21 protein-coding genes, 1 tRNA gene and 1 pseudogene are annotated in these 19,833 nt (G+C 43.5%); 17 read left to right on the forward strand and 6 right to left on the reverse strand.

The window, feature by feature from the left end:
• Positions 1–20: 20 nt before the first annotated feature.
• From E7X57_RS04765 to E7X57_RS04805, 9 genes are all read left to right on the forward strand, one after another.
• Positions 21–1,094 (forward strand): COG1361 S-layer family protein, encoded by a 1,074-nt coding sequence (locus tag E7X57_RS04765; protein ID WP_244603598.1) that lies wholly within the window; start codon positions 21–23, stop codon positions 1,092–1,094.
• Between the two features lie 43 nt (positions 1,095–1,137).
• Positions 1,138–2,277, forward strand: coding sequence for a COG1361 S-layer family protein (locus E7X57_RS04770; RefSeq protein ID WP_135611055.1), 1,140 nt, complete (start codon positions 1,138–1,140; stop codon positions 2,275–2,277).
• 223 nt (positions 2,278–2,500) lie between these two features.
• Complete coding sequence (locus tag E7X57_RS04775; protein WP_135611057.1) at positions 2,501–3,733, forward strand: translation initiation factor IF-2 subunit gamma; 1,233 nt, start codon at positions 2,501–2,503, stop codon at positions 3,731–3,733.
• On the forward strand, positions 3,730–4,095 hold the full coding sequence (locus E7X57_RS04780; protein WP_135611059.1) for a DNA-binding protein: 366 nt from the start codon (positions 3,730–3,732) through the stop codon (positions 4,093–4,095). The genes E7X57_RS04775 and E7X57_RS04780 overlap by 4 nt, the downstream gene beginning before the upstream one ends.
• Before the next feature lie 66 nt (positions 4,096–4,161).
• Positions 4,162–4,731, forward strand: a complete 570-nt coding sequence (locus E7X57_RS04785; RefSeq protein WP_135611061.1) for a DNA-directed RNA polymerase — start codon at positions 4,162–4,164, stop codon at positions 4,729–4,731.
• Positions 4,732–4,748: 17 nt separating this feature from the next.
• On the forward strand, positions 4,749–4,934 hold the full coding sequence (spt4, locus tag E7X57_RS04790; protein ID WP_048193751.1) for a transcription elongation factor subunit Spt4: 186 nt from the start codon (positions 4,749–4,751) through the stop codon (positions 4,932–4,934).
• A gap of 2 nt (positions 4,935–4,936) precedes the next feature.
• A complete protein-coding gene (locus tag E7X57_RS04795) occupies positions 4,937–5,518 on the forward strand; it encodes a GTP-dependent dephospho-CoA kinase family protein (protein ID WP_135611063.1) in 582 nt (193 codons plus the stop codon).
• Positions 5,508–5,846: a 30S ribosomal protein S24e gene (locus tag E7X57_RS04800; protein ID WP_135611066.1), complete on the forward strand. Its 339-nt coding sequence runs from the start codon at positions 5,508–5,510 to the stop codon at positions 5,844–5,846. The genes E7X57_RS04795 and E7X57_RS04800 overlap by 11 nt, the downstream gene beginning before the upstream one ends.
• 5 nt (positions 5,847–5,851) lie before the next feature.
• Positions 5,852–6,001, forward strand: a complete 150-nt coding sequence (locus tag E7X57_RS04805) for a 30S ribosomal protein S27ae (RefSeq protein WP_048193869.1) — start codon at positions 5,852–5,854, stop codon at positions 5,999–6,001.
• Positions 6,002–6,127: 126 nt separating this feature from the next.
• Here E7X57_RS04805 and E7X57_RS04810 read toward each other — a convergent pair whose 3' ends face one another.
• From E7X57_RS04810 to E7X57_RS04820, 3 genes are read right to left on the reverse strand one after another with little or no spacing between them, the layout of a single operon-like run.
• The gene (locus E7X57_RS04810; protein WP_135611068.1) at positions 6,128–6,526 is read right to left on the reverse strand and encodes a response regulator; all 399 of its coding nucleotides are present in this window, start codon (positions 6,524–6,526) and stop codon (positions 6,128–6,130) included.
• Between the two features lie 10 nt (positions 6,527–6,536).
• Positions 6,537–9,056: a histidine kinase dimerization/phosphoacceptor domain -containing protein gene (locus E7X57_RS04815; RefSeq protein ID WP_244603599.1), complete on the reverse strand. Its 2,520-nt coding sequence runs from the start codon at positions 9,054–9,056 to the stop codon at positions 6,537–6,539.
• Between the two features lie 15 nt (positions 9,057–9,071).
• Positions 9,072–9,860, reverse strand: a complete 789-nt coding sequence (locus E7X57_RS04820) for a winged helix-turn-helix domain-containing protein (RefSeq protein ID WP_135611070.1) — start codon at positions 9,858–9,860, stop codon at positions 9,072–9,074.
• Positions 9,861–10,187: 327 nt separating this feature from the next.
• Between E7X57_RS04820 and mtbC the strand changes: the two genes are divergently transcribed.
• From mtbC to E7X57_RS12425, 7 genes and pseudogenes are all read left to right on the forward strand, one after another.
• Entirely contained in the window at positions 10,188–10,859 is a 672-nt protein-coding gene (gene mtbC / locus E7X57_RS04825) for a dimethylamine corrinoid protein MtbC (protein WP_135611072.1), read from the forward strand.
• A 17-nt stretch (positions 10,860–10,876) separates the two neighbouring features.
• Positions 10,877–12,280 (forward strand): annotated as a pseudogene (mtbB, locus tag E7X57_RS04830) ([dimethylamine--corrinoid protein] Co-methyltransferase).
• 116 nt (positions 12,281–12,396) lie between these two features.
• Positions 12,397–13,899, forward strand: coding sequence for an APC family permease (locus E7X57_RS04835; protein WP_135611074.1), 1,503 nt, complete (start codon positions 12,397–12,399; stop codon positions 13,897–13,899).
• Positions 13,900–14,023: 124 nt separating this feature from the next.
• A complete protein-coding gene (locus E7X57_RS04840; RefSeq protein ID WP_135611076.1) occupies positions 14,024–14,923 on the forward strand; it encodes a GAF domain-containing protein in 900 nt (299 codons plus the stop codon).
• A 12-nt stretch (positions 14,924–14,935) separates the two neighbouring features.
• Positions 14,936–15,391 (forward strand): response regulator, encoded by a 456-nt coding sequence (locus E7X57_RS04845; RefSeq protein WP_244603601.1) that lies wholly within the window; start codon positions 14,936–14,938, stop codon positions 15,389–15,391.
• Between the two features lie 328 nt (positions 15,392–15,719).
• Positions 15,720–15,896, forward strand: a complete 177-nt coding sequence (locus E7X57_RS12420; RefSeq protein ID WP_167880893.1) for a hypothetical protein — start codon at positions 15,720–15,722, stop codon at positions 15,894–15,896.
• A gap of 199 nt (positions 15,897–16,095) precedes the next feature.
• Positions 16,096–16,248: a hypothetical protein gene (locus tag E7X57_RS12425; protein ID WP_167880894.1), complete on the forward strand. Its 153-nt coding sequence runs from the start codon at positions 16,096–16,098 to the stop codon at positions 16,246–16,248.
• 233 nt (positions 16,249–16,481) lie between these two features.
• Here the strand turns inward: E7X57_RS12425 and E7X57_RS04850 are convergent, their stop codons facing one another.
• The 3 genes from E7X57_RS04850 to E7X57_RS04860 form a co-directional block, all read right to left on the reverse strand.
• Positions 16,482–16,748 (reverse strand): hypothetical protein, encoded by a 267-nt coding sequence (locus tag E7X57_RS04850; RefSeq protein ID WP_135611078.1) that lies wholly within the window; start codon positions 16,746–16,748, stop codon positions 16,482–16,484.
• 198 nt (positions 16,749–16,946) lie between these two features.
• Positions 16,947–17,024: transfer RNA gene (locus tag E7X57_RS04855), tRNA-Glu, on the reverse strand.
• Positions 17,025–17,108: 84 nt separating this feature from the next.
• Entirely contained in the window at positions 17,109–18,356 is a 1,248-nt protein-coding gene (locus E7X57_RS04860) for a proteasome-activating nucleotidase (RefSeq protein ID WP_210409027.1), read from the reverse strand.
• Positions 18,357–18,937: 581 nt separating this feature from the next.
• Between E7X57_RS04860 and E7X57_RS04865 the strand changes: the two genes are divergently transcribed.
• The gene (locus E7X57_RS04865) at positions 18,938–19,822 is read left to right on the forward strand and encodes a BlaI/MecI/CopY family transcriptional regulator (RefSeq protein ID WP_135611080.1); all 885 of its coding nucleotides are present in this window, start codon (positions 18,938–18,940) and stop codon (positions 19,820–19,822) included.
• The last annotated feature ends 11 nt before the right edge of the window (positions 19,823–19,833 follow it).

The raw sequence follows: 19,833 nt of genomic DNA on the forward strand, positions 1-19,833 counted from the left end.
ACACACAAAAAAACAGATATGTGAATTCAGCAGTTGTGATGGCTGTTCTGCTGACTGCAGCTCTATTTGCGGTCACGGTCGTATCCCCTGCTGCCGGAGCAAAAGAGTTCATACAGCCCAACTCTGAATTCTCTACCAATTATTATGATGCCTACGGTGAACCGGACCTCTATGCTTCCGTTCTCGGAGACACCGAGTTTGAGAGAGGCGAGACTGCACAGGTCCGCATTGTTCTCTCGAACAGAGGTGTACTGTACGGTTTCAAGGCTAAGACTGATGTGGATACAAATAATGGAGAACATGCACTGTCTTTAAAGGAGATCGAATATGAGTCATTGAGGACTACTGCTTTTGGGGTTAAGGCTGAGATGGTCTCGACCACAGACTATATCGAGGTCGACCCCACCACAAGTGTCCGGACACTTGATAGTCTATACCCCGGAGTGTTGCCGGATGATCCGATGTCGTTTACTATAACTATCTCTGACAATGCTCCTGCAGGAAATTACATGCTTTTGATGCCTGTCAGTTATGAGTTCCAGAGTCAGGTCGAGATGACTGATGGTAGTACTGTAAGGCTTGGGTTGCCTGAGCTTGACCATACCACATTCTACAAGACAAGGAACACTACCCTTCAGATTCCTCTAGTGATCGAACCAGCTGCAAAGTTCGTAGTATCCGAAGTGGATGGTGAGCTTACATCCGGACAGTCAGGTACCATTAATGTTACTTACACAAATGTGGGTGAGGTCGAAGCAGCTGATGCTTTTGCTCGGATTATTGTGATGAAACCGTTGAGTTCTGACAGGTCAGTTGTAAACCTGGGCAATATCGGACCGGGAGAAAGTAAGACCGCATCATTTGATCTTGCTGCGGAGATCTCTGCAGTTGAGAAGAATTACGGAATTGATAGTGAGATCAAGTATTGTGATGAGGACGGTGAAATACAGTTCTCGGACAACATTATTGTCGAGGTCCCTCTTAAGTCAAGAAAGGCAAGTATCAGCATAACGACGCTGGCACTTGCAGGAATACTTCTGATAGGAGCTTACATGGGATACAATACGATACGGAAGATGAACGGCAAAAAGTAATACATTGAAAATTATCAAATTAAAACTATGAAGAGGATTAATTATGTTTAAAATGACAGATTCCAGATACGCTTTGCCAATTATGGCCTCACTTGCTGTATTGTTGCTTTTTGCAGCACCGGTACACGCAGAGTCTACACTTCCATCGAATGGTGAGTTTACGGCAGCTAATGCGGAACTACCTGATTTCTTTAATTTTGGTGAGAACTATTATACCGTATTTGGTGGTCCCGATGTGACTGCGACCCTCATTGGTGATAATGAGTTCGAACGTGGTGATACCGTTACACTGAACCTCGATCTGATGAACAAGGGTCTGATCACAGGTTTCAGGTCGGAGGAAGATGATTTCTACCTTACTCAGCTGGAGCAGAAGTTGCAGAGAACCGAAATGTCCTATGAATCACAGCGAACGACAGCTATCGGTATCGTTGCTATCCTGACCCCTCTTGACCCTGCTATCAAAGTAAAGTCCGGTCCCCAGGAAGCAGGTACTCTTGTATCTGGGCAGAAGACCGAATCTCCTGTCAGGTTCAATGTAGAGATCTCAAAGAATGCGGAGTCGGGTAGCTACCCTATGCGCCTTGATCTCTACTATGGATATCAGAAGAATGTCCAGATAAATGGCGACAATGAGACCGATCTTGGAATTACTAATATGGAGGTCGGACTCTGGTATGATGTAGGTGGGCAGAACACTACCTTTGATATATTTGTGAAGGATGAGGCAAGGTTCGAGGTAACGAATGTATCCGGTGACCTATATCCTGACACCGAAGGTCTGCTATATGTTACCTTTGAGAATGTGGGTGATCTTCCTGCAAAGGATGCGATTGTGAGGATAAGTGCTGCTGATCCGTTCAGTACTACCGATGACCAGGCATTCCTGGGTACACTTGATTCCGGCGAGAGCACTGTTGCAGTGTTCAAACTAAAGGTCGATGATCTTGCAGTACCGAAGGCTTATGCACTGAACAGTGAGATCAAGTATGAGGATACTGACGGGCATGACAGTATCTCGGACACGGTGAAGATCAAGACTGAAATTCTCCCTGCATCTGCAAATGACAGTGGCTCCGGCATGACCGGGATCATTATTGGCGCAGTACTGTTAATAGTGATCGCTGGTGGGGCTTATTTTGTTTATCGCAGCAGGTCTTCAAATAACAGCAACGATGAGTGATCATTTCTCTCATCGTTTTCTTTTTATTGGCAGGATTCGTGTTCTTTATGCTATTCCTGATCTTTTTAGATCCGTACTAACATGGTATGATATTATAATGGTTGAAATCACTTATATATTAGGAATGACATGGTATCACAAACTTCAGAGTAGTTACGTTGAATTCGTATAATTATATTAGATCACACTTTTATTTTAGCCCGATAGGGAGGGAAATCAAAAATTGAGTCAGCCTTGTGTTAATATTGGCATGGTAGGTCATGTCGATCATGGGAAAACGACGCTTGTAAGCGCGTTATCTGGAGTATGGACCGATACTCATAGTGAAGAGTTGAAGCGTGGTATTTCGATCAGGTTAGGGTATGCGGATACTACCTTCAGGAAATGTCCAACTTGCCCCGAACCCCAGTGCTATACTGTAGCCAAGAAATGTGAACACTGTGGTGAAAAGACCGAGGATATGAGGACCGTATCTTTTGTGGATTCCCCTGGTCACGAGACATTGATGGCCACAATGCTTTCAGGTGCTGCTATCATGGATGGTGCTATCCTTGTGATCGCTGCGAACGAGGAATGCCCGCAGCCACAGACAAAAGAGCATCTTATGGCCTTGAATATCATTGGTATCGAGAACATTGTTATCGTCCAGAACAAGATCGACCTTGTTCCAAAGGAGAAGGTCATCGAGCATTATCATCAGATCAAGGAGTTCGTAAAGGGAACAGTCGCTGAGAATGCACCTGTTGTTCCTATCTCTGCACAGCAGAACATCAATATCGATGTGCTGATCGATGCAATGAACGAAATGATCCCAACGCCTGTGCAGAAACTTGACAAGCCTGCACACATGCTTATTGCAAGGTCCTTTGACATCAACAAGCCTGGATCATCTATCGATAAGATCGCAGGTGGGGTCATCGGTGGAACGCTTACAGCTGGTTCTTTGCATCCGGGTGATGAGCTTGAGATCCGTCCGGGACGCAAGGTGGAAAGCGAGAATGCTATTCACTGGGAGCCTATATTTACTACTATCAATATGATCGCTGCAGGAAGCGACAAGGTAGAAGAGGCAACTCCGGGAGGACTGCTTGCATTAGGTACAGGACTTGACCCAAGTATCACAAAGAGTGATTCACTCACAGGTCAGGTTGCAGGTGCACCTGATACATTACCTCCTACCCATGATTCATTCACTCTGGACCTTAAGCTTCTTGAACGTGTGGTTGGTATTTCAGATGATGAACCGATCGAGATCGGTAAGATCAAGACCAGTGAACCACTGATGCTCAATGTTGGAACTGCTACTACTGTTGGTATTGTAACAAGTGCCAGGGAAAATGTTGCTGAGACCAAGCTCAAGAGGCCGGTCTGTGCTGAAGTTGGCTCTATGGTTGCTATCAGCAGGCGTGTTGGTTCCCGTTGGAGGCTAATAGGCGTGGGAGTCATTAAGGCTTGAAGGTTATAATAGATACGAACGGTTTAATGATACCAGTTCAGTTCAAGGTCGATATCTTCACAGAACTAAAACGTCTGGGCTATGATGAGCTCATTGTTCCCCAGGCGGTCATAAATGAGATAAAGATCCTGGTCAAAAGGTATAAGGGTGAGAACAGAACAGCGGCAAAGGTTGCACTATCATTATCAGACAGATGTACCATTGTTGAACGTACAGGAAGTGCTGATGATGTCATCCTTCAGCTGGCTCTTGATACAGGGGCGGCGGTTTTGACCAATGATGTCGGTTTGGTCAAACGTCTGAAGGAAGTGGATGTGACCGTTGTGCGTTTGCGCCAGAAGAGTCGTTTGGATATAACATGATCATCATTTCATATTACAATTATAGTGGCAGTTTAGATTAATGCAGGGCATATTGGAGATCGAGATATGTATAAAAGGATGAAACTTGCGGACACGGTCCGTGTGGCTCCCCGCCTTTTGGGTGAGGATGTTGGGGTCAGTGTGAAGGATGCACTAAAGGAGAAACTTGAGGGCAGGGTCGATAAGACGCTTGGTGCAATTGTTGCGGTCACGGATATTGAAGAAGTTGGAGAAGGTCATATCCTTGTTGGTGACGGAGCGGTCTATTACGACGTTGTTTTCGATGCTATTGTGTTCATCCCACAGCTTCAGGAAGTCATTGAAGGACTTGTAGTCGAGACAGTTGAATTCGGTGCTTTTGTTAGCATAGGTGCCATGGATGGTCTTTTACACGTAAGCCAGGTCACTGACGACTTCATGTCATATGATGGTAAGAACGGCAGGCTACTTAGCAAGAACGGAGATCGTACCCTTTCAGAAGGTGACAAGGTACGTGCTCGTATAGTTGCTGTAAGCACTAACGAAAGAGAGCCAAGGGACAGTAAGATCGGATTGACCATGCGCCAGCATGCTCTTGGAAGGCTGGAATGGCTGGAAGATGCACGCAAGCCAAAATCCGATGAATCTAATGAGTAAACCGGAGTGTATCTATAATGGTAGATCAGGTATGTCGTGAATGTCACAGGTTGGTAACAGGTCAGACCTGTCCTGTCTGTGGTTCAAGCAATTTGAGCGCTGACTGGAGCGGACTTGTTATTATCGTGGATCCTCAGCGATCTAAGATCGCAGAGATGATCGGCGTGACAGTTGCCGACAAATATGCTTTGAAGGTGCGGTAATTTTGGGTTTACAGATCCTTTTACCGGAGAGTCTTCGTCATCTTTTTCGGGAACCTTTTGGTATCCTGTATGAAGGTGCTGGCGGTGATGCCGTCAGAAGCTCGGTAAAGGATCTCGGGAATCCCACAAAACTTATATCTGTGGGTGATGTTACTACTTTCCACTTGCTCGAATCAAACATCATTCCAGATGTACTGATCGTGGACGACAGGACGAAAAGAGCACCGGCTTCCTCACAGGTCGTCGATGGTACGAAACATCAGGGATTTACTGAAATTTCAGTTGATAATCCTGCTGGTGTTATCTCCGAAGAATTGATCTCTGTGATAGGCGATGCAGTAGTGTCCGATCAGAATGTCCGGATATTCGTAAAAGGCGAAGAGGATCTTGCCGCTTTACCTGCGATGATGATGGCACCTATAGGTTCGGTTATCATGTATGGGCAACCGGATAAAGGTGTAATGCTTGTAAGGGTCACAGAATCCAAAAAAGCAGAAATAAAAGATCTATTTGATAAAATTCTTGAAAAACAAGATCATAAAGAACAGTTCAATAATGTGCGGAGGAAATTAAATGGATATTAATATCACAGAAGATAAAAACAACGCACTTCTCAACAGAAGGGAAGTGAAGTTCGATGCTACATTTGAGGGTGCAACACCTTCAAGGATCGATGTAAAGAACAGACTGGCTGCAATGCTTAACGTGCCACTTGAGCTCGTCATTCTCCAGAAGTTCGATAACAGCTACGGTATATCTGCAGCTGAAGGATACGCAAAGATCTACGAAGATGCAGATCGCATGAAGGTTGTAGAGAAGGAATATGTCCTTAAGAGGAACGAACTTCCAGAACCTGAAGTTGTCGAAGACGAAGCATCTGAAGAACCAGCTGAAGAAGCAGACAGTGAGTGATCATAATGGCAGTTAAAGACTACTACAAAGTTACCGGCGATTCCATCGAAAGGCTCAGGCAGTTCTGCCCACGCTGTGGCGATGGTGTATATCTTGCAGACCACAAGGACAGACTTACCTGTGGTAAATGCGGATACACTGAATTCAAGAAATAATTATATTCTAATGCATCGCAACGTATGTTGTGATGCTTCCTTTTTAATTTCAATATATATTATCAAAGCATCCATCTTTAATCTGGATGTGTGTATCAACGCACCATTTTTAATAACTGGTCATCTTCAAGTTTCTTCAAGTCCTTTTTCCACTCTATAATTGTGGAGTGCAAGCTCTATGGTGGCATGGAGGCTGTTTTCTTCGAAAGGCTTGATAATATAGCCATAAGGTTTTGTCCTTTTAGCTCGGGCCAGTATCTTTTCATCGGAATATGCTGTAAGGTAGACTACGGGAACATCGAAAAGCTGTCGGATCTGTTCAGCAGCTTCGACACCATCCATATCTCCTTTTAACATTATGTCCATCAAAACAAGATCCGGAAATGTGATCTCTGCTTTACTGATGGCTTCTTTTCCGGAAGATGCGATGCTGGGGACAAGGTATCCCATATTCTTCAGCATCTTCTTGATACCTAAGGCAACAATTTTTTCATCTTCTACGACCAGGATCTTAGTTTGAGTCATTAATTCCCTCTCATATATCATATTTTTCTTCTGTAAATATTATTGTGAACTTTGTACCAGTCTCTTTATCAAGCGTGATCGTTCCATCGATCTGCTCGACCAGATTCGTCACAAGCTGAAGTCCAAGGGATTCGGTATCTCTGAAGTCAATATCTTCAGGTATTCCACATCCGTTATCGCAGACAGTTAGTGTGAAGTCGTCTCCTGAATGCTTTATGTCTACTGATATAATCCCCTTCTCTCCTTTGTCTTTGAAAGCATACTTCAGTGAGTTTGAAACAAGTTCATTGATAATGATCCCTAGTGGCACTGCTGTATCCATGTTCAGGAAAATATCTTCCACTTTCAGATCAATTTTTATATCCCGGTCCCCGACAACGTATGACTGTGACAGGTAATTAATTAAATTCTTTGTATAGTCTGCAAAGTCAATGCTTTCCATATCCTCTGACTGGTATAGTTTTTCATGAACAAGTGCCATTGTTCTGACCCTGTCCTGACTATCCCTGAAAGCTTCCTTTACCTTTTTATCCTTGAATTTATCAGATTCCAGGTATAGTAATGTGGATATTACCTGCAGGTTATTCTTTATGCGATGATGGATCTCTTTCTTGCGAATATCCTCTATCTTTATAAGAGCCTCTTCAGCACGTTTTCTTTCATCAATGTTTACAATGATCCCTTGCAGGTAGTTCACATTTCCATCTTCATCACGGCGTATGAATGTCCTCTCATCTGCCCAGAGGACAGTACCGTATTTGGTCAGGATCCGATATTCGATGTTGAACTTGCTGTATCCCTCATCACATCTTCTTTGCAGTTCGGCTTCGACTCGTGCAAGGTCCTGTGGGTGGACAATATCTCCATACTTTACTTTACCTGATTCAAAATCTTCAAGTGAGTAACCAAACTGTGAAATGTTCTTGGATACGAACTCAATAGGCCATCCTTTTTCTGGCTTCCATTTGAATACGACAACAGGGCTGTTCTCGATGACATGCTCCATCTCTTCCTTCATCTGATTGGAGTGTTCAAGCTCTTCCGCATACTTTATTAATTCCTGCTTGGCCTTTTTCTGTTCGCTAGTGATCTTATATAGGGCCTGCCTTGTTTCTTCAATACCATCAGTAAGTATCTTGAAGTCGCCTTCCCCTTTGATACTGATCTGGTGTGTAAAATCTTCTCTCTGGAAAGCCATTAGTACTGAATTGGATTCATCAATAATGTTATTGAGCTTTTCAGCAAACCTGTCGAGGGTATCTCCCAGATCTTTGAAGTCACCTTTAAGACCGGGGGCGATACGTGTTTCAAGTTCTCCTTTTGCAAGGCCGTTGGCCACACGCATGGTGTCAGCCATTGGTTTGGTGAAGGCGTCAAGGATCTCGTTCAAACCCAGGGGTATGTCCTTGAAATCGATATCTACTTCGGTATCAGCTCGGGCATATATTTTCCCTCCTACTGCTGCATCGGAAACGTCCTTAAAGCTGGCTACGATAGCATTGATGGGTCTTGTGACAAAGCCTGCAATAAGTGCTGCAAGCCCGGTCATGAAAATGATGGATATGGTGGAGATCACAATGAGGTTGTTACGAAGCTCAACAACACCTGCAAGCATCTCCTCCTTTGGAACTACAAGTATAAATGAAAAATCGCCGGTCTTGATCGGTTCATAGAACATTACTACCTCTTTTCCTGTGGTAGGATCGATAGTATCTATATATCCTCCCTCTCCTACTTTGATGTCATCTGCCATGGTGGTTATTTCCGGGACATCAAAATCATAGAGTGTCTTGTAACCGATCCAGTCCTTCTGTTCGGGTTGTGAGACAAGGATGCCTGTATTTCCTGTCATGAATGCATATCCTGTGTCGAATGCCTTCACTTCACTTACCACTTCATCAAGGTAGGTAAGGGAAACATCCACGCCACCGATGCCGATAAATTTCCCTTCCTTTATTATGGGGGTTACATAACTTACTATGAAGACTCCTTCGTAGAAGTAAGGATCAATGATCTGGTCTTCCTTCAGTATCTTTGGTAACTGGTAGTAATCGGAAGTATCATAATTTAGCAGTGGGTCAAGTTGAAGGTCACCGTTGATCCTGTTCCAATACGGGATGAACCTTCCTGTGGAATCATGCCCCTGTGTATCTACAAAAGTGATGTCATTGCCATCAAAGGCATTTGGTTCATAACAAACATATGTTCCAAGGAGGTCCGGGTTCTCGACTGCTATTTCTTTCAATATTTCATTGACCTCGTCCCTGTCAGCAGTTTCGTATGCAGCCATTGAATTTGCGATCGTCTTACCTATTGCATGGTTCTTTCGCATATCAACATCGAACTGGTTAGCGTAACCTCTTGATTTTTCGATGGATTGCTCATATGCAAGATCTACTTCCTGATTGGTAACAGTGGATATGATGACAGCAGTTGATGTTACAAGTACCAGCAAGACACCTATTACGATAAAAAGGATCAATTTAGACCTGAGTGGTACGTTTTTCCATTCTATTTTTCTCAAAGCCATATTGTTTGTTCCTTATTAGATATCTTTCAACTCACGGGATCGTTCCTGATAATATGAGAACAATTCTTCACCCCAGATGCGTGCACTATCATCAAAGCTCATGATCTTCCGGTGGTCGTATCTGCCATCTTTGTTGAAGAGGCATATGTAAGTAAATCGTTCTGTGACAGATATGGTCGTCAGCTTGATACTATCATCACATACATGAAGCTGCGTATTATCAGATGAAATGAGCAGTTTAAGATGATCGAGGCAATCGTTCTTCATTCGATCGAGGACAGAGTCTGTAAGGATGAGTTCGAATTGAATGCCCTTTTCAATGATCTCTGAAAATAGTTCCGGGTATAATGGGTGGAAATATGATGCAAACATCTTAACATCTTTTGACCTTGTCAGGTTTTCTGTAAATTCGACAGGAAGGTCGAACATGTGATTCAGATCAGGTTCTATAAGCATACATTGTCCTAACTCTCCCAGCCTGTACGCAAGGGGTCCGGGTATTGCTGTAAGGTCGCGGGTAGCCCAGTACTCCCTGTTTTCCTCTATTACTTCAAGTGTCTTCAATAACGGGCTCATATTCCTGACTATTATCCTGCCAACATCAGAAAGTTCATACTCATCGTTTTCGTTCTGTATGATCATGTCCTGCTCTTTGAGTATCTTTATCTGGGGCATCATTGCCTTTGACGTGACATTCAGGGACGTCTTTATCTGGTCGATATTCCTTGGTCCCTCAACGAGCAGTAAAAGAAGGTTTTTCCTTTTTTCAGAAAGCCATATTGTATCACTTAATGAGGATTTCATCGAAACTCCTCTATAAAATCCAGTATTAACATTAATGATTCTTTCGGTTGTTCCTCGGGATGAACTGAATTTATAGTAAAATAATTATTTTTTCAAAAAAGAAGCCTGTTGGATTTGATTATTTAATAAATGTTCAAATCTGCATATAAACCAAAGCCTTTGGAATTTCTCATGCCTTTAGAATATCCAATGACACTGGTCTTTTCTCATGGTCTTTTCCATTTCCAACATCAGTCGAACTTCCAACGCAAATTATGCTATATATGATTCTGGTTCTTCATTCTATTAGTGGTAAGGAGCAATCCTGCTACCATAATCATGTGGTAGATATTCCACGACTTTAATGGAGGTTGTAACACGACAAACGAGGAATTATTCAAAGAGCTATCCGATGCGGTAGTGTCCTGCAAAAAAGATGAAGTATTAGCTGCAGTAGCAAAGGCAAAGGGCAATGTGCCAGCAGTAGAGATCATTGATAAGGGTCTTGCAGCAGGTATGAACGAAGTTGGTGTTCTCTTCGAAAGAGGAAAACTTTTCCTTCCACACGTTATGATGGCAGCAGACGCAATGTCTTCAGGTGTCGCAGAACTGGATGACGAGATGGCAGGCAGTGGAGCTGCTTCAAAGCTCGGTGTAATTGTCAATGGTACTGTCGAGGGCGACGTACACGATATCGGTAAGGCAATTGTATCAACAATGCTCCAGGCAGCAGGTTTTGAAGTACACGACATTGGCAGAGATGTACCTCTCCAGAATTTCATTGACAAGATCAAGGAAACCGATGCTGACATGGTCGGTCTCTCCGCACTTATGACAACAACACTCCAGGGACAGAAGGAAGTCGTTGAACTTCTCAAGGAGAACGGTCTCAGAGACAAGGTTAAGGTCATGGTCGGTGGTGCTCCAGCAACAGATGCATGGGCAAAGAAGATCGGTGCAGACTGCTATGCAGAAAATGCAAGTGAAGCTGTAGTCAAAGCAAAGGAGTTACTTCTTTAATTTATGGGGTTATTAAAATGGCAACAGAATATTTCTTAAGAATGGGTGACGGCGCAAAGATCTTCATGAGCAAGGAAGATATCCGTGCTGACATCGAAGCAGGTTCCGCAGATGCAGCAGATCTCGGTGACATTGCTGCACTTACTGAAGACCAGATGGATAAGATGCTCGACATTATCACCAACCCTAACAGGATCGTTGGTGTTGAGCCAGGCATGGAAGTTCCTGTAACCCACGATATCGGTGCAATCAGGATCGACGGTGACCAGGGTAACAGTGGTGTAGGTATTCCTTCAAGCAGACTTGTTGGTTCAATGATGCACGAGCGTGCATTTGGTGCAGACACAATGGAACTCGGTCATATTGACTACAGTTACAAGCCTGTCAAACCAGTAATTTCACAGGAATGCCAGACAATGGAATCCTGCCAGCAGAATATGATCATTCCTATGCTCTATGGCGCAATGCCAAACATGGGTCTTTACTACACTCCTGATGGTCCATTCGAGAACCCTGGCGATCTTATGAAAGCATTCAAGATCTCCGAAGCACAGGACTCTATTTTCCATGCTGCAGAGCACGGTATCCGCGACATGACCTGGATCATGCAAAAACTCCAGAATGTTGGTTGTGACGGTGTCAACTTCGATACCATCGGTGCAGCCGGTGACGGTGACATGTATGCATCCCTTCATTCTATCGAAGCATTGAGGAAAGAATTCCCGGGAATCTACATTGAAGCAGGTATGGCAGGAGAACTTGTTCTCGGTATGCACGGAGAGCTTGAGTACGATGGTACAGTACTTGCAGGTCTGTGGCCACACCAGCAGGCACCACTTATAGCAAAGGCAGGAGCAAACATATTCGGTCCTGTATGTAACACCAACACCAGCAGGTCATCCGCATGGAACCTTGGTCGCTCAGTTACCTTCATGAAGGCAGCTGTTGAGGCATCAACAATTCCAGTTCACGTAGATATGGGTATGGGTGTCGGTGGTATCCCAATGCTTGAGACTCCACCAATAGATGCAGTAACCAGGGCAAGCAAGGCAATGGTCGAGATCGCAGGCGTCGATGGTATATAGATCGGTGTCGGTGACCCACTCGGTATGCCAATTGCACATATCATGGCATCAGGTATGACCGGTATCAGGGCAGCTGGTGACCTTGTTGCAAGGATGCAGTTCGCTAAGAACATGAGAATCGGCGAAGCAAAGGACTTCGTTGCAAAGAAAGTTGGAGTTTCAACCGCAGATCTCTCCGACGAGTATGTCATGAGGGAACTCAGGGAAGAGCTCGACATTGGTGTAATCACATCAGTTCCTGGCTGTGCAAAGGGTATTGCAGCTAAGATGAACATCGAGAAGCTTCTCGGAATCGACATCAACTGCTGTGACAAGTTCAGGGAAACTATCGCTTAAACCTTCCGGGTTTAATCGTACATTATTGCCGATATGGGCCTGACAGATATCAGGTCCATCTCGGTTTTTCTTTATTGCTAGTTTAAGCAAATTTTATAAAAGGAGTGTGATGGAGTATGTCTGAAGAAAAAGGATCTGGCGTAGACTGGGCGCACGCAGAGCAGTGTGCTAAAGTTGTCTGTGATGCCGGTGAGCTCGAACGATCGATCGATTGGAAACAGGGATTGGCTATTGCTATTGGTGTACCTTTATTGATCTTGCCATCTATTGGTTATTTTGCTAGTTATCTATGGTCATTTGCTATTATTGTATGGGGTCTCTCTGTTTTCCAGGGATTTATGCAGAACCTCGCTTATGGTGAACTTGCAACAACTTTCCCTAACGCATCCGGTCTGCCTGGATTTGCGCAGAACGTTTTCAAGTCACCTAACCATGAAGGAAAGTACGACAAGGGTAAATTGATCGGTGGATTCAGTGCATGGAGTTACTGGTTCGCATGGAACCCTGTACTTGCTATCTTTGCGATCCTTGTAGGTTTTTATCTCCACAGCCTGTTCCCTTCACTGGCAGCAACTTTCAGCGAGTACCAGCTTGCAATGATCGCAGGTGTTGTGATCTTCGGTGGATTGATACTTGTTAACTACCGTGGACTTTCAAGTGGTGCGCTTGTAGGTTATATTCTTGCAGCTTTCTCACTTATTCCAATGGCAATTATTACACTGGCACCTTATGCAACCGGTGACTTCGCAATGTCTAACATCACCAGCACATGGCTGCCTACTGACTGGGCATGGGATTTCCATCATATCCTGATCCTTCTCGGTATCTTTGCAATGGCTCAGTGGAGTGCTTGTGCATGGGAAACTGCAGCTATCTATGGTCCTGAATACAAGAACCCGGGTTCTGATGTGCCAAAGGCATTGTTCTCCTGTGGTGCTATCTGTCTGGTAGCTTACATCCTTGTACAGATGACCATTACCGGTGTACTTGGTATCGATGGTATTGCAGCTGCACCAATTGACCCAATGCTTCCACTTGCACAGGCAGCACTTGGTGATGTCGGTTCAACAGTAGCTATTGTCATGCTCATTGCAGCAATGGTATTGATCATCCAGACTGCATACCTTGGTTCCTCAAGGGCAATGCACTCAATGGCAACTGAAGGAAACCTTCCTAAAGTATTCGCAAAGACAAATACACACGGTACTCCAATCCTTGCAATGGTCGTTATCGGTATCTTTAACCTGATCCTGATCTCAATGGGTACTCCATCAGCTATCCTTGCTGCATCAGCAATTGGATATGTTTGTGCTAACGGTATCAGTCTTTTCGCATACGTAAAGGCAAAATCAAGGCCTGACCTTGCTGGTCTTGAGAGGCCATTCAAAGCACCATCCGGATGGAAGAACGTAGCATTGCTGTTCGGTCTTTTCAACCTGCCACTTTGTCTGGTCGGTGTGATCTACCTTAACAGTGTTGAAGGTAGCTGGTTCTCAACCATTGTCGGAATATGCGTGCTTGGTCTCTATGTTCCAATGTGGTTCTACTCACAGCACGAGGCTCATGTCGATAAGATCGCTGCTGTAAGTCTGGTATCAGCAATTTCAAAGGAGAAGTGATAGAAAACAACTCCTCTATTTGCTGAATAGTTCCCGGATATTTCCGGGAACGGTTATCTTTTTTGGATAAAAATTTAGAATTCTGATATATGATTAATTTAATTTTTTGAATGGGGTAGGTGCTATGATAAAAGGGATCGTAAATTTGCCGGATCTTCAAGACGAGATGCCTGAGGTCTCATTCGTCTGGAAGTCTGAATATGGGTGGCCACTGGAATCCGTATCAGATGATGTGTGTGTTTTCGGCTATGAACCCAATGATTTTTTACTTGGTGGCCTGTCCTATGAAGATATTATTCATCCTGCTGACCTTGAAATGGTTAGAAAGGCCCTGCAGAAGTACTCTGATAATTCCACAGAGGATTTGGTGCAGGAATATAGGATAATGAATGCAGATGGTGATGTCCGGTGGGTTCGTGAGAAGACGCAGATCATCTATGACGATGATGGTTTTATGCGATATTTGAAGGCGAAGATAGTTGATATCAATGATGAGAAAAAACGTGATGACTTTATGTTCATTCAGGATGAGCTGGGAAGCGATCTCAGCTGGCCTGTTAATCTGGAGGACTCAATGGATGTCCTTCTTGAGCTGACCACTCAGCTCGATGCTATTGATATTTGTGCTTTGTATGTGGTTGACGAGGTTACCGGGGGGCTGGTACTTGTGAATCATAAGGGACTTTCAAATGAATTTGTACACAGTGTCTCCTATTTTGGAGCTGATTCCGGTCAGGTGAACTTTGCACAGAAAGGCTTCCCTATTTACAAGCATTATTCTGAAATATATCCTTTCATTACAGGTGCTCGGATGCAGGATGAGGGTTTGCAGGGTACGGCCATTATCCCTATCCATCATGAACATCGGTTTGTGGGATTATTGATCGCGTCGTCATCTTCTGAATTTATTATTCCTGAAGGTGATCGTGACAGCCTTGATGTGATCAAGTCGTTAGCCGGTCTTATGATCAGTAATATGACGAGGTCCGTAATGAGCGATGGTGTGCATTACAGTACGGCATGAATGGGTATATGTTTGGGGTATGGGTACGAAAATGGTCCTGTTTGGGATGATCTGGATATTACTATGAAAAGTAAGAAGATAGTTGTTGTTGAAGATGAAATGATCGTCGGTATGATGATCAAGTTGAAACTTGAGAAAATGGGTTACTCTGTAACTGGTTTTGCTTCAAAGGGCAAAGAAGCCATTTCCATGGTGGGTGCGATCCACCCTGATCTTATACTTATGGATATAAGGTTAAAGGGTGGAATGGATGGTGTTGAAACAGCTATGAAGATACGTGAGTCATATAGCATCCCTATAGTATTCATCACCGCAGATTCTTCAAAGGTTACGCGTGAAAGGGCAAGCCGGGTAGGGCACCAGGGCTACCTCACGAAGCCCTTTATGGATGAAGATCTGGGGGATATTGTTCATTCTGTGTTTTACAACTCCGTGGATGGGGCAGGAGAAGTTAACGTTTCAGCCTGATTTGCGTTCAGGTTAAATCGTGTCTTCTCCTTCCTTTTCTACACATTTCTCTTTTTTTCATATATCTATTTATTTTTTGTACATAAATGAATTGCAATTCGATTTTATTGTATTTTTCCTACAAGTGTTATTTACCGTTTCAGTCTACTTTTTTTTAGTCTTTAAAGGTATTGTCCTTCGATCAAATCGAAACCTATATATACAACATTATCTTTTAGGAAAAAACACTTCTAAATAACAAAACGAGTCGCGGTTTGTGTATATACGATACCGGTTGACTTTTCAACCTCTGTCGCATGCTTAGCCCCCTCATTGAGCGTGATAAAAAATGGTAGAAATGGAAGATGTTATTATTGGAGCTTTTGCATTTGCAGGAATAGCAACACTGATCATTTATGTACTTACGAATCCTGGTGGCATCATCCCTCTAAACCTTCAGGATGTTGCAGTTGGTTCTTTCGTCGTCTTTGCACTTAGCAAAGTATCCTTCCTGTCAAGTCTTTGATGGTGGAGCATTTTCCTCCGTACGCTGATGTATGGGGGAGTAGACCTACCCCGTCGTATCTTTCTGCTTTTAATGATCGTATGCTTGCATTTATTCACTGTTTTATTGTCTGATAATCTGATTTTCCTGTAAAGAGCGTAGAATTTAAGTTCTACCCTTCACTGATATATTTCAAAGATATGATTCCGGAGTTTGTCCTGTGAGTACTAATTGTTGTGATGTCTGTAAGGTCTATGAGGAATGTTCAAAGCTTGGGCTAAAGGAAACTGTGAACGACCTGAAGGACAAGAAGCTGGCAGCTTGTTTATATGCATGTGAGTTGCAGTATCGGAAAGTAATTGATGGCGAATAACTGTTCTCATCATCAAAATTCAGGCTATTGCAATATGCAGTAATATGTGCATTGCTCTTTAGTTAAGGTTCTCCAAAAAGGTTAGTGGTGTTCTGATTGGTATGGGTTCTGTTGAGGTCTGGACCTTTCGGAAACCCTACTACCTCAATCATTTAAAAGAACGGCAAGTTGGTCAGGTGTTCCCAAAAAGTAGTATCGTTAATGTGGGTTAATTAGCCCTGTTGGATCGTATATCATTTGTTCATTTTATTGAACATGATCCAGAATACTATTATACCAATTATCGCACCTATTATTGCACCTGTGATCGTATAGTTAAATGATGCTTCTGCTATTGGTATCAATATCTCCTCTGTGCCGGTTAGGTCTGCTCCCCTTGTCATGACCACTCCTAATGGTAGTTTGCCTACTTGTGGAGCTTCCGGTCTTAGTAAATATGCGATTAATGCGCCGATCAGCGTTCCTGCTAAGGGCAATTGTGCTAATTTTTTCTGGTCCATTATATCTCTCTTTAGCCATGTTGTCTTAATACGTTTTTTAATAAATGTATGGTTCTGTGCTTAATATATTTTTGCTGCCCGAACTGTCTGGATCTGACTGATAGGACAACTGATCTCATGAAGCAATACTTAGTATCAAACACAAATTATATTTCTTCGAAATTGAGTTCAAAAAGAGTAGAATCATAAAAAAGTTAGTGGTGCTCCGATGGGGATTCGAACCCCAGTCGCAGGAGTGAGAGTCCTGCATGATTGGCCGTGCTACACTATCGGAGCACACGGTTTAGTGCTTTTCAGCACCCCCTAAAAGCAATCGATTATATTTATACTTATCGTCTAAAAGGTAGTTGGAAGTTCGCTTTAAACGAACATTCCAAATGGTGCATTTACTTCTTCTTCTGATACGACCTTTTCGAATGCATCAAGGAGGTCTTTCATGGTTATCATATCGCCTCTCCTTCTCAGAACGAACATGCCTGCTTCCTTGACTATTACGTTCAGGTCTGCACCACTCAGACCATCGGTCATGTTTGCGATCTTAGCGAGGTTGAGACCTTCTTCGAGTGACATCTTCCTTGTGTGGATCTTAAGGATATCTTCCCTTGCTTTCTCGTCCGGCAGTGGCACTTCGATTATACGATCGAATCTGCCAGGGCGAAGGAGTGCAGGGTCGAGCAGGTCTATCCTGTTGGTTGCTGCCATTATCTTGACATTGCCGCTGGGGTCGAATCCGTCCATCTCTGCCAGAAGTTGTAGCATTGTTCGGTTCACTTCTGCAGAGCCGGTTGTACCGTCGTGTGTACGCATACCTCCGACTGCATCGATCTCGTCGATGAATAGGATTGATGGGGACTTGTCCCTTGCAAGCTGGAATATGTCCTTGACAAGCCTTGCACCCTCTCCGATGAACTTCTGCACGAGGTCTGAACCTGACATGCGGATGAATGTGGCATTTGCTCTTGATGCAACTGCCTTTGCTATCAGTGTCTTCCCTGTTCCCGGACTTCCGTACATGAGGACTCCGCTTGGTGGTTCTATTCCGATGTTCTCGAAAAGTTCCGGTTCGGTCAGTGGAAGTTCAACTGATTCGATGACTTCCTTGAGCACATCGTCAAGGCCACCGATCATATCGTAGTCAATGCCTGGTGAATTGATGAGTTCCATGACCTGGGCACGGACATCTGCTGCCTTACTGATCGTGGATATGATGGAAAACGCTGCATTAATGCTCACGCGCATACCTGGTTCAATGATGCCCTGCATCCCTGGTGGCACTCTTGTCATAACTTCCTGATTATTGCCATGCTGTCTCAGAAGTACCATATCGTCTTCTATCTCCATGACACTAGCAATGAATAGTGGTGGTGTTGTGAGGTGGTCCAACTGCTCCTTCAGCTTTTCGATCTCTGAAAGGTACTTGTTAGCCATCATGTTGGCTTCAAGGAGCTTTGCTTTCATAGTTTCGTTCTGGACCTTCAGGACCTCATTCTCGTTGAGTATCGACTGGACGTCCATGTCTTCAACTTCTTCTGCTTCGCGGGTTATTTTGTTGGAATTCATATCCGTCACATCATTTCCCGTTGATGATCCTGCACTTACGTCGGTCATGTTTCGTCCTTATAAACATCATATAATATAAAAGCAACTGACTGGGGCAATAATGGTTTGTGCGGCAGGTGTTCGGATCGCTTCTGGATCTATATCTCTTTGTTTTTATAACTTTATTTTTAATTTAAATGATAATTGTACCTTTTATGTACTTAATATCTGTTTATTATTTTTATTTTATATTCTAAAGGCTTAATAACTTTTTATTTTGATTTTAAGTAGATGATCACAGCAAAAAATGTATGAAAACAAACCCCCTTACTTCCACTGGAATGTTCACTGGAATATGCTGGTATTCTGGCTTTTCTTGTTTTTAGACAATTATATTCTATGTTTTTTAAAGCGTTTTAATCAATTTATTTTTGAAAAAAACTGTTTTAAAAGCTTTAATTTACCATTCTACAGATAATGACTTGTATTTATATCCCAACATTTATATACCATTAAGTACAATGGATGTATTGCAGTTCAAAGCAATTGTACTATCAAAGTACAAATCGATTGCATGAAACTGTATTCACATAAAAGCTAAGCCATTATCTGAGGGGATGAATGGTTTGTGAATCCACCGATCTGAGGGGATGGATGGATACGCTGCAGAGGCGCAGAAGATGAAGATTCGGCTCGAAATAATCGATGACGAAGGAAAAGAAAACACCAGTATTGAATTTGCTGGTGAGAACGTAAAAGAACGGGTTATCAAGTTTATTGATACTTTATGTGAGGTGCAGCCTCGTTCGACCGTTTCTTCATCCTCCGATCTGCAATCTGAACAAAACGTTCAGCAACTATTTTCACAAAAAACTTCCGCGACAACTCCGGAAACTGTTGTTTCACAATCTCCACAGGTTGTACCACCACAATACTATCCTGTATCCGTGATGCCAGTTCCACAACAAGCACAGCCTTATTACCAGCCTGTGCAGATGCCGGTACAGCAAATTCCACAGTACCCACAGTACTATGTGCCTGTAAACCAGCAAACAGTTAATCCAGTTGTGAATCCTGTAGTGAACCAGCCGGTTTGTTATCAACAACCAGTACAACCGCTGCAAGCGACTGCATCTTCTGGCAACTTCGCTCCTGTTCGTCCAGTTCAGGGTGCTATGACAGAACAACAGGTCCCACAGGTTAACAACAATACTGTTTCGAATGTACCACTTCGCGACAAGGTAGACAATTCAAAGCTTACGATCAACGAACGGCTTGAACTGTTCCTGAAGTATGAGCATCCTCGTGTTTGGTCCACTTCACAACAGGTCCAGCAGAACTACGAACGCGTTTACGGCGAGATCAAGCTAAGCACAGTTTCTACATATCTCTCCCGCATGTATCGTAAGAACCTTCTGGAACGCCGTGGTAACCGTACGCAGCGTGAATATCTTTACATCGGGGACAGGGAAGAGGTTGCTGCCCAGGCTACACAACAGGGATATGCTCCTGTGTGGCAAATGCAGAGGATATAATTTTTATTGAC

Source organism: Methanococcoides sp. AM1, assembly GCF_900774055.1.
In the GTDB taxonomy this organism is placed as follows: domain Archaea; phylum Halobacteriota; class Methanosarcinia; order Methanosarcinales; family Methanosarcinaceae; genus Methanococcoides.

Coding starts and splice junctions, on each gene's coding strand:
- E7X57_RS04840 (WP_135611076.1), top strand. CDS start 14,024: ATGATAAAAGGGATCGTAAATTTGCCGGATCTTCAAGACGAGATGCCT.
- E7X57_RS04785 (WP_135611061.1), top strand. CDS start 4,162: ATGTATAAAAGGATGAAACTTGCGGACACGGTCCGTGTGGCTCCCCGC.
- E7X57_RS04860 (WP_210409027.1), bottom strand. CDS start 18,356: ATGACCGACGTAAGTGCAGGATCATCAACGGGAAATGATGTGACGGAT.
- E7X57_RS04835 (WP_135611074.1), top strand. CDS start 12,397: ATGTCTGAAGAAAAAGGATCTGGCGTAGACTGGGCGCACGCAGAGCAG.
- E7X57_RS04810 (WP_135611068.1), bottom strand. CDS start 6,526: ATGACTCAAACTAAGATCCTGGTCGTAGAAGATGAAAAAATTGTTGCC.
- E7X57_RS04850 (WP_135611078.1), bottom strand. CDS start 16,748: ATGGACCAGAAAAAATTAGCACAATTGCCCTTAGCAGGAACGCTGATC.
- E7X57_RS04800 (WP_135611066.1), top strand. CDS start 5,508: ATGGATATTAATATCACAGAAGATAAAAACAACGCACTTCTCAACAGA.
- E7X57_RS04805 (WP_048193869.1), top strand. CDS start 5,852: ATGGCAGTTAAAGACTACTACAAAGTTACCGGCGATTCCATCGAAAGG.
- E7X57_RS04815 (WP_244603599.1), bottom strand. CDS start 9,056: ATGGCTTTGAGAAAAATAGAATGGAAAAACGTACCACTCAGGTCTAAA.
- E7X57_RS04865 (WP_135611080.1), top strand. CDS start 18,938: ATGGATGGATACGCTGCAGAGGCGCAGAAGATGAAGATTCGGCTCGAA.
- E7X57_RS12420 (WP_167880893.1), top strand. CDS start 15,720: ATGGTAGAAATGGAAGATGTTATTATTGGAGCTTTTGCATTTGCAGGA.
- E7X57_RS04820 (WP_135611070.1), bottom strand. CDS start 9,860: ATGAAATCCTCATTAAGTGATACAATATGGCTTTCTGAAAAAAGGAAA.
- spt4 (WP_048193751.1), top strand. CDS start 4,749: ATGGTAGATCAGGTATGTCGTGAATGTCACAGGTTGGTAACAGGTCAG.
- E7X57_RS04770 (WP_135611055.1), top strand. CDS start 1,138: ATGTTTAAAATGACAGATTCCAGATACGCTTTGCCAATTATGGCCTCA.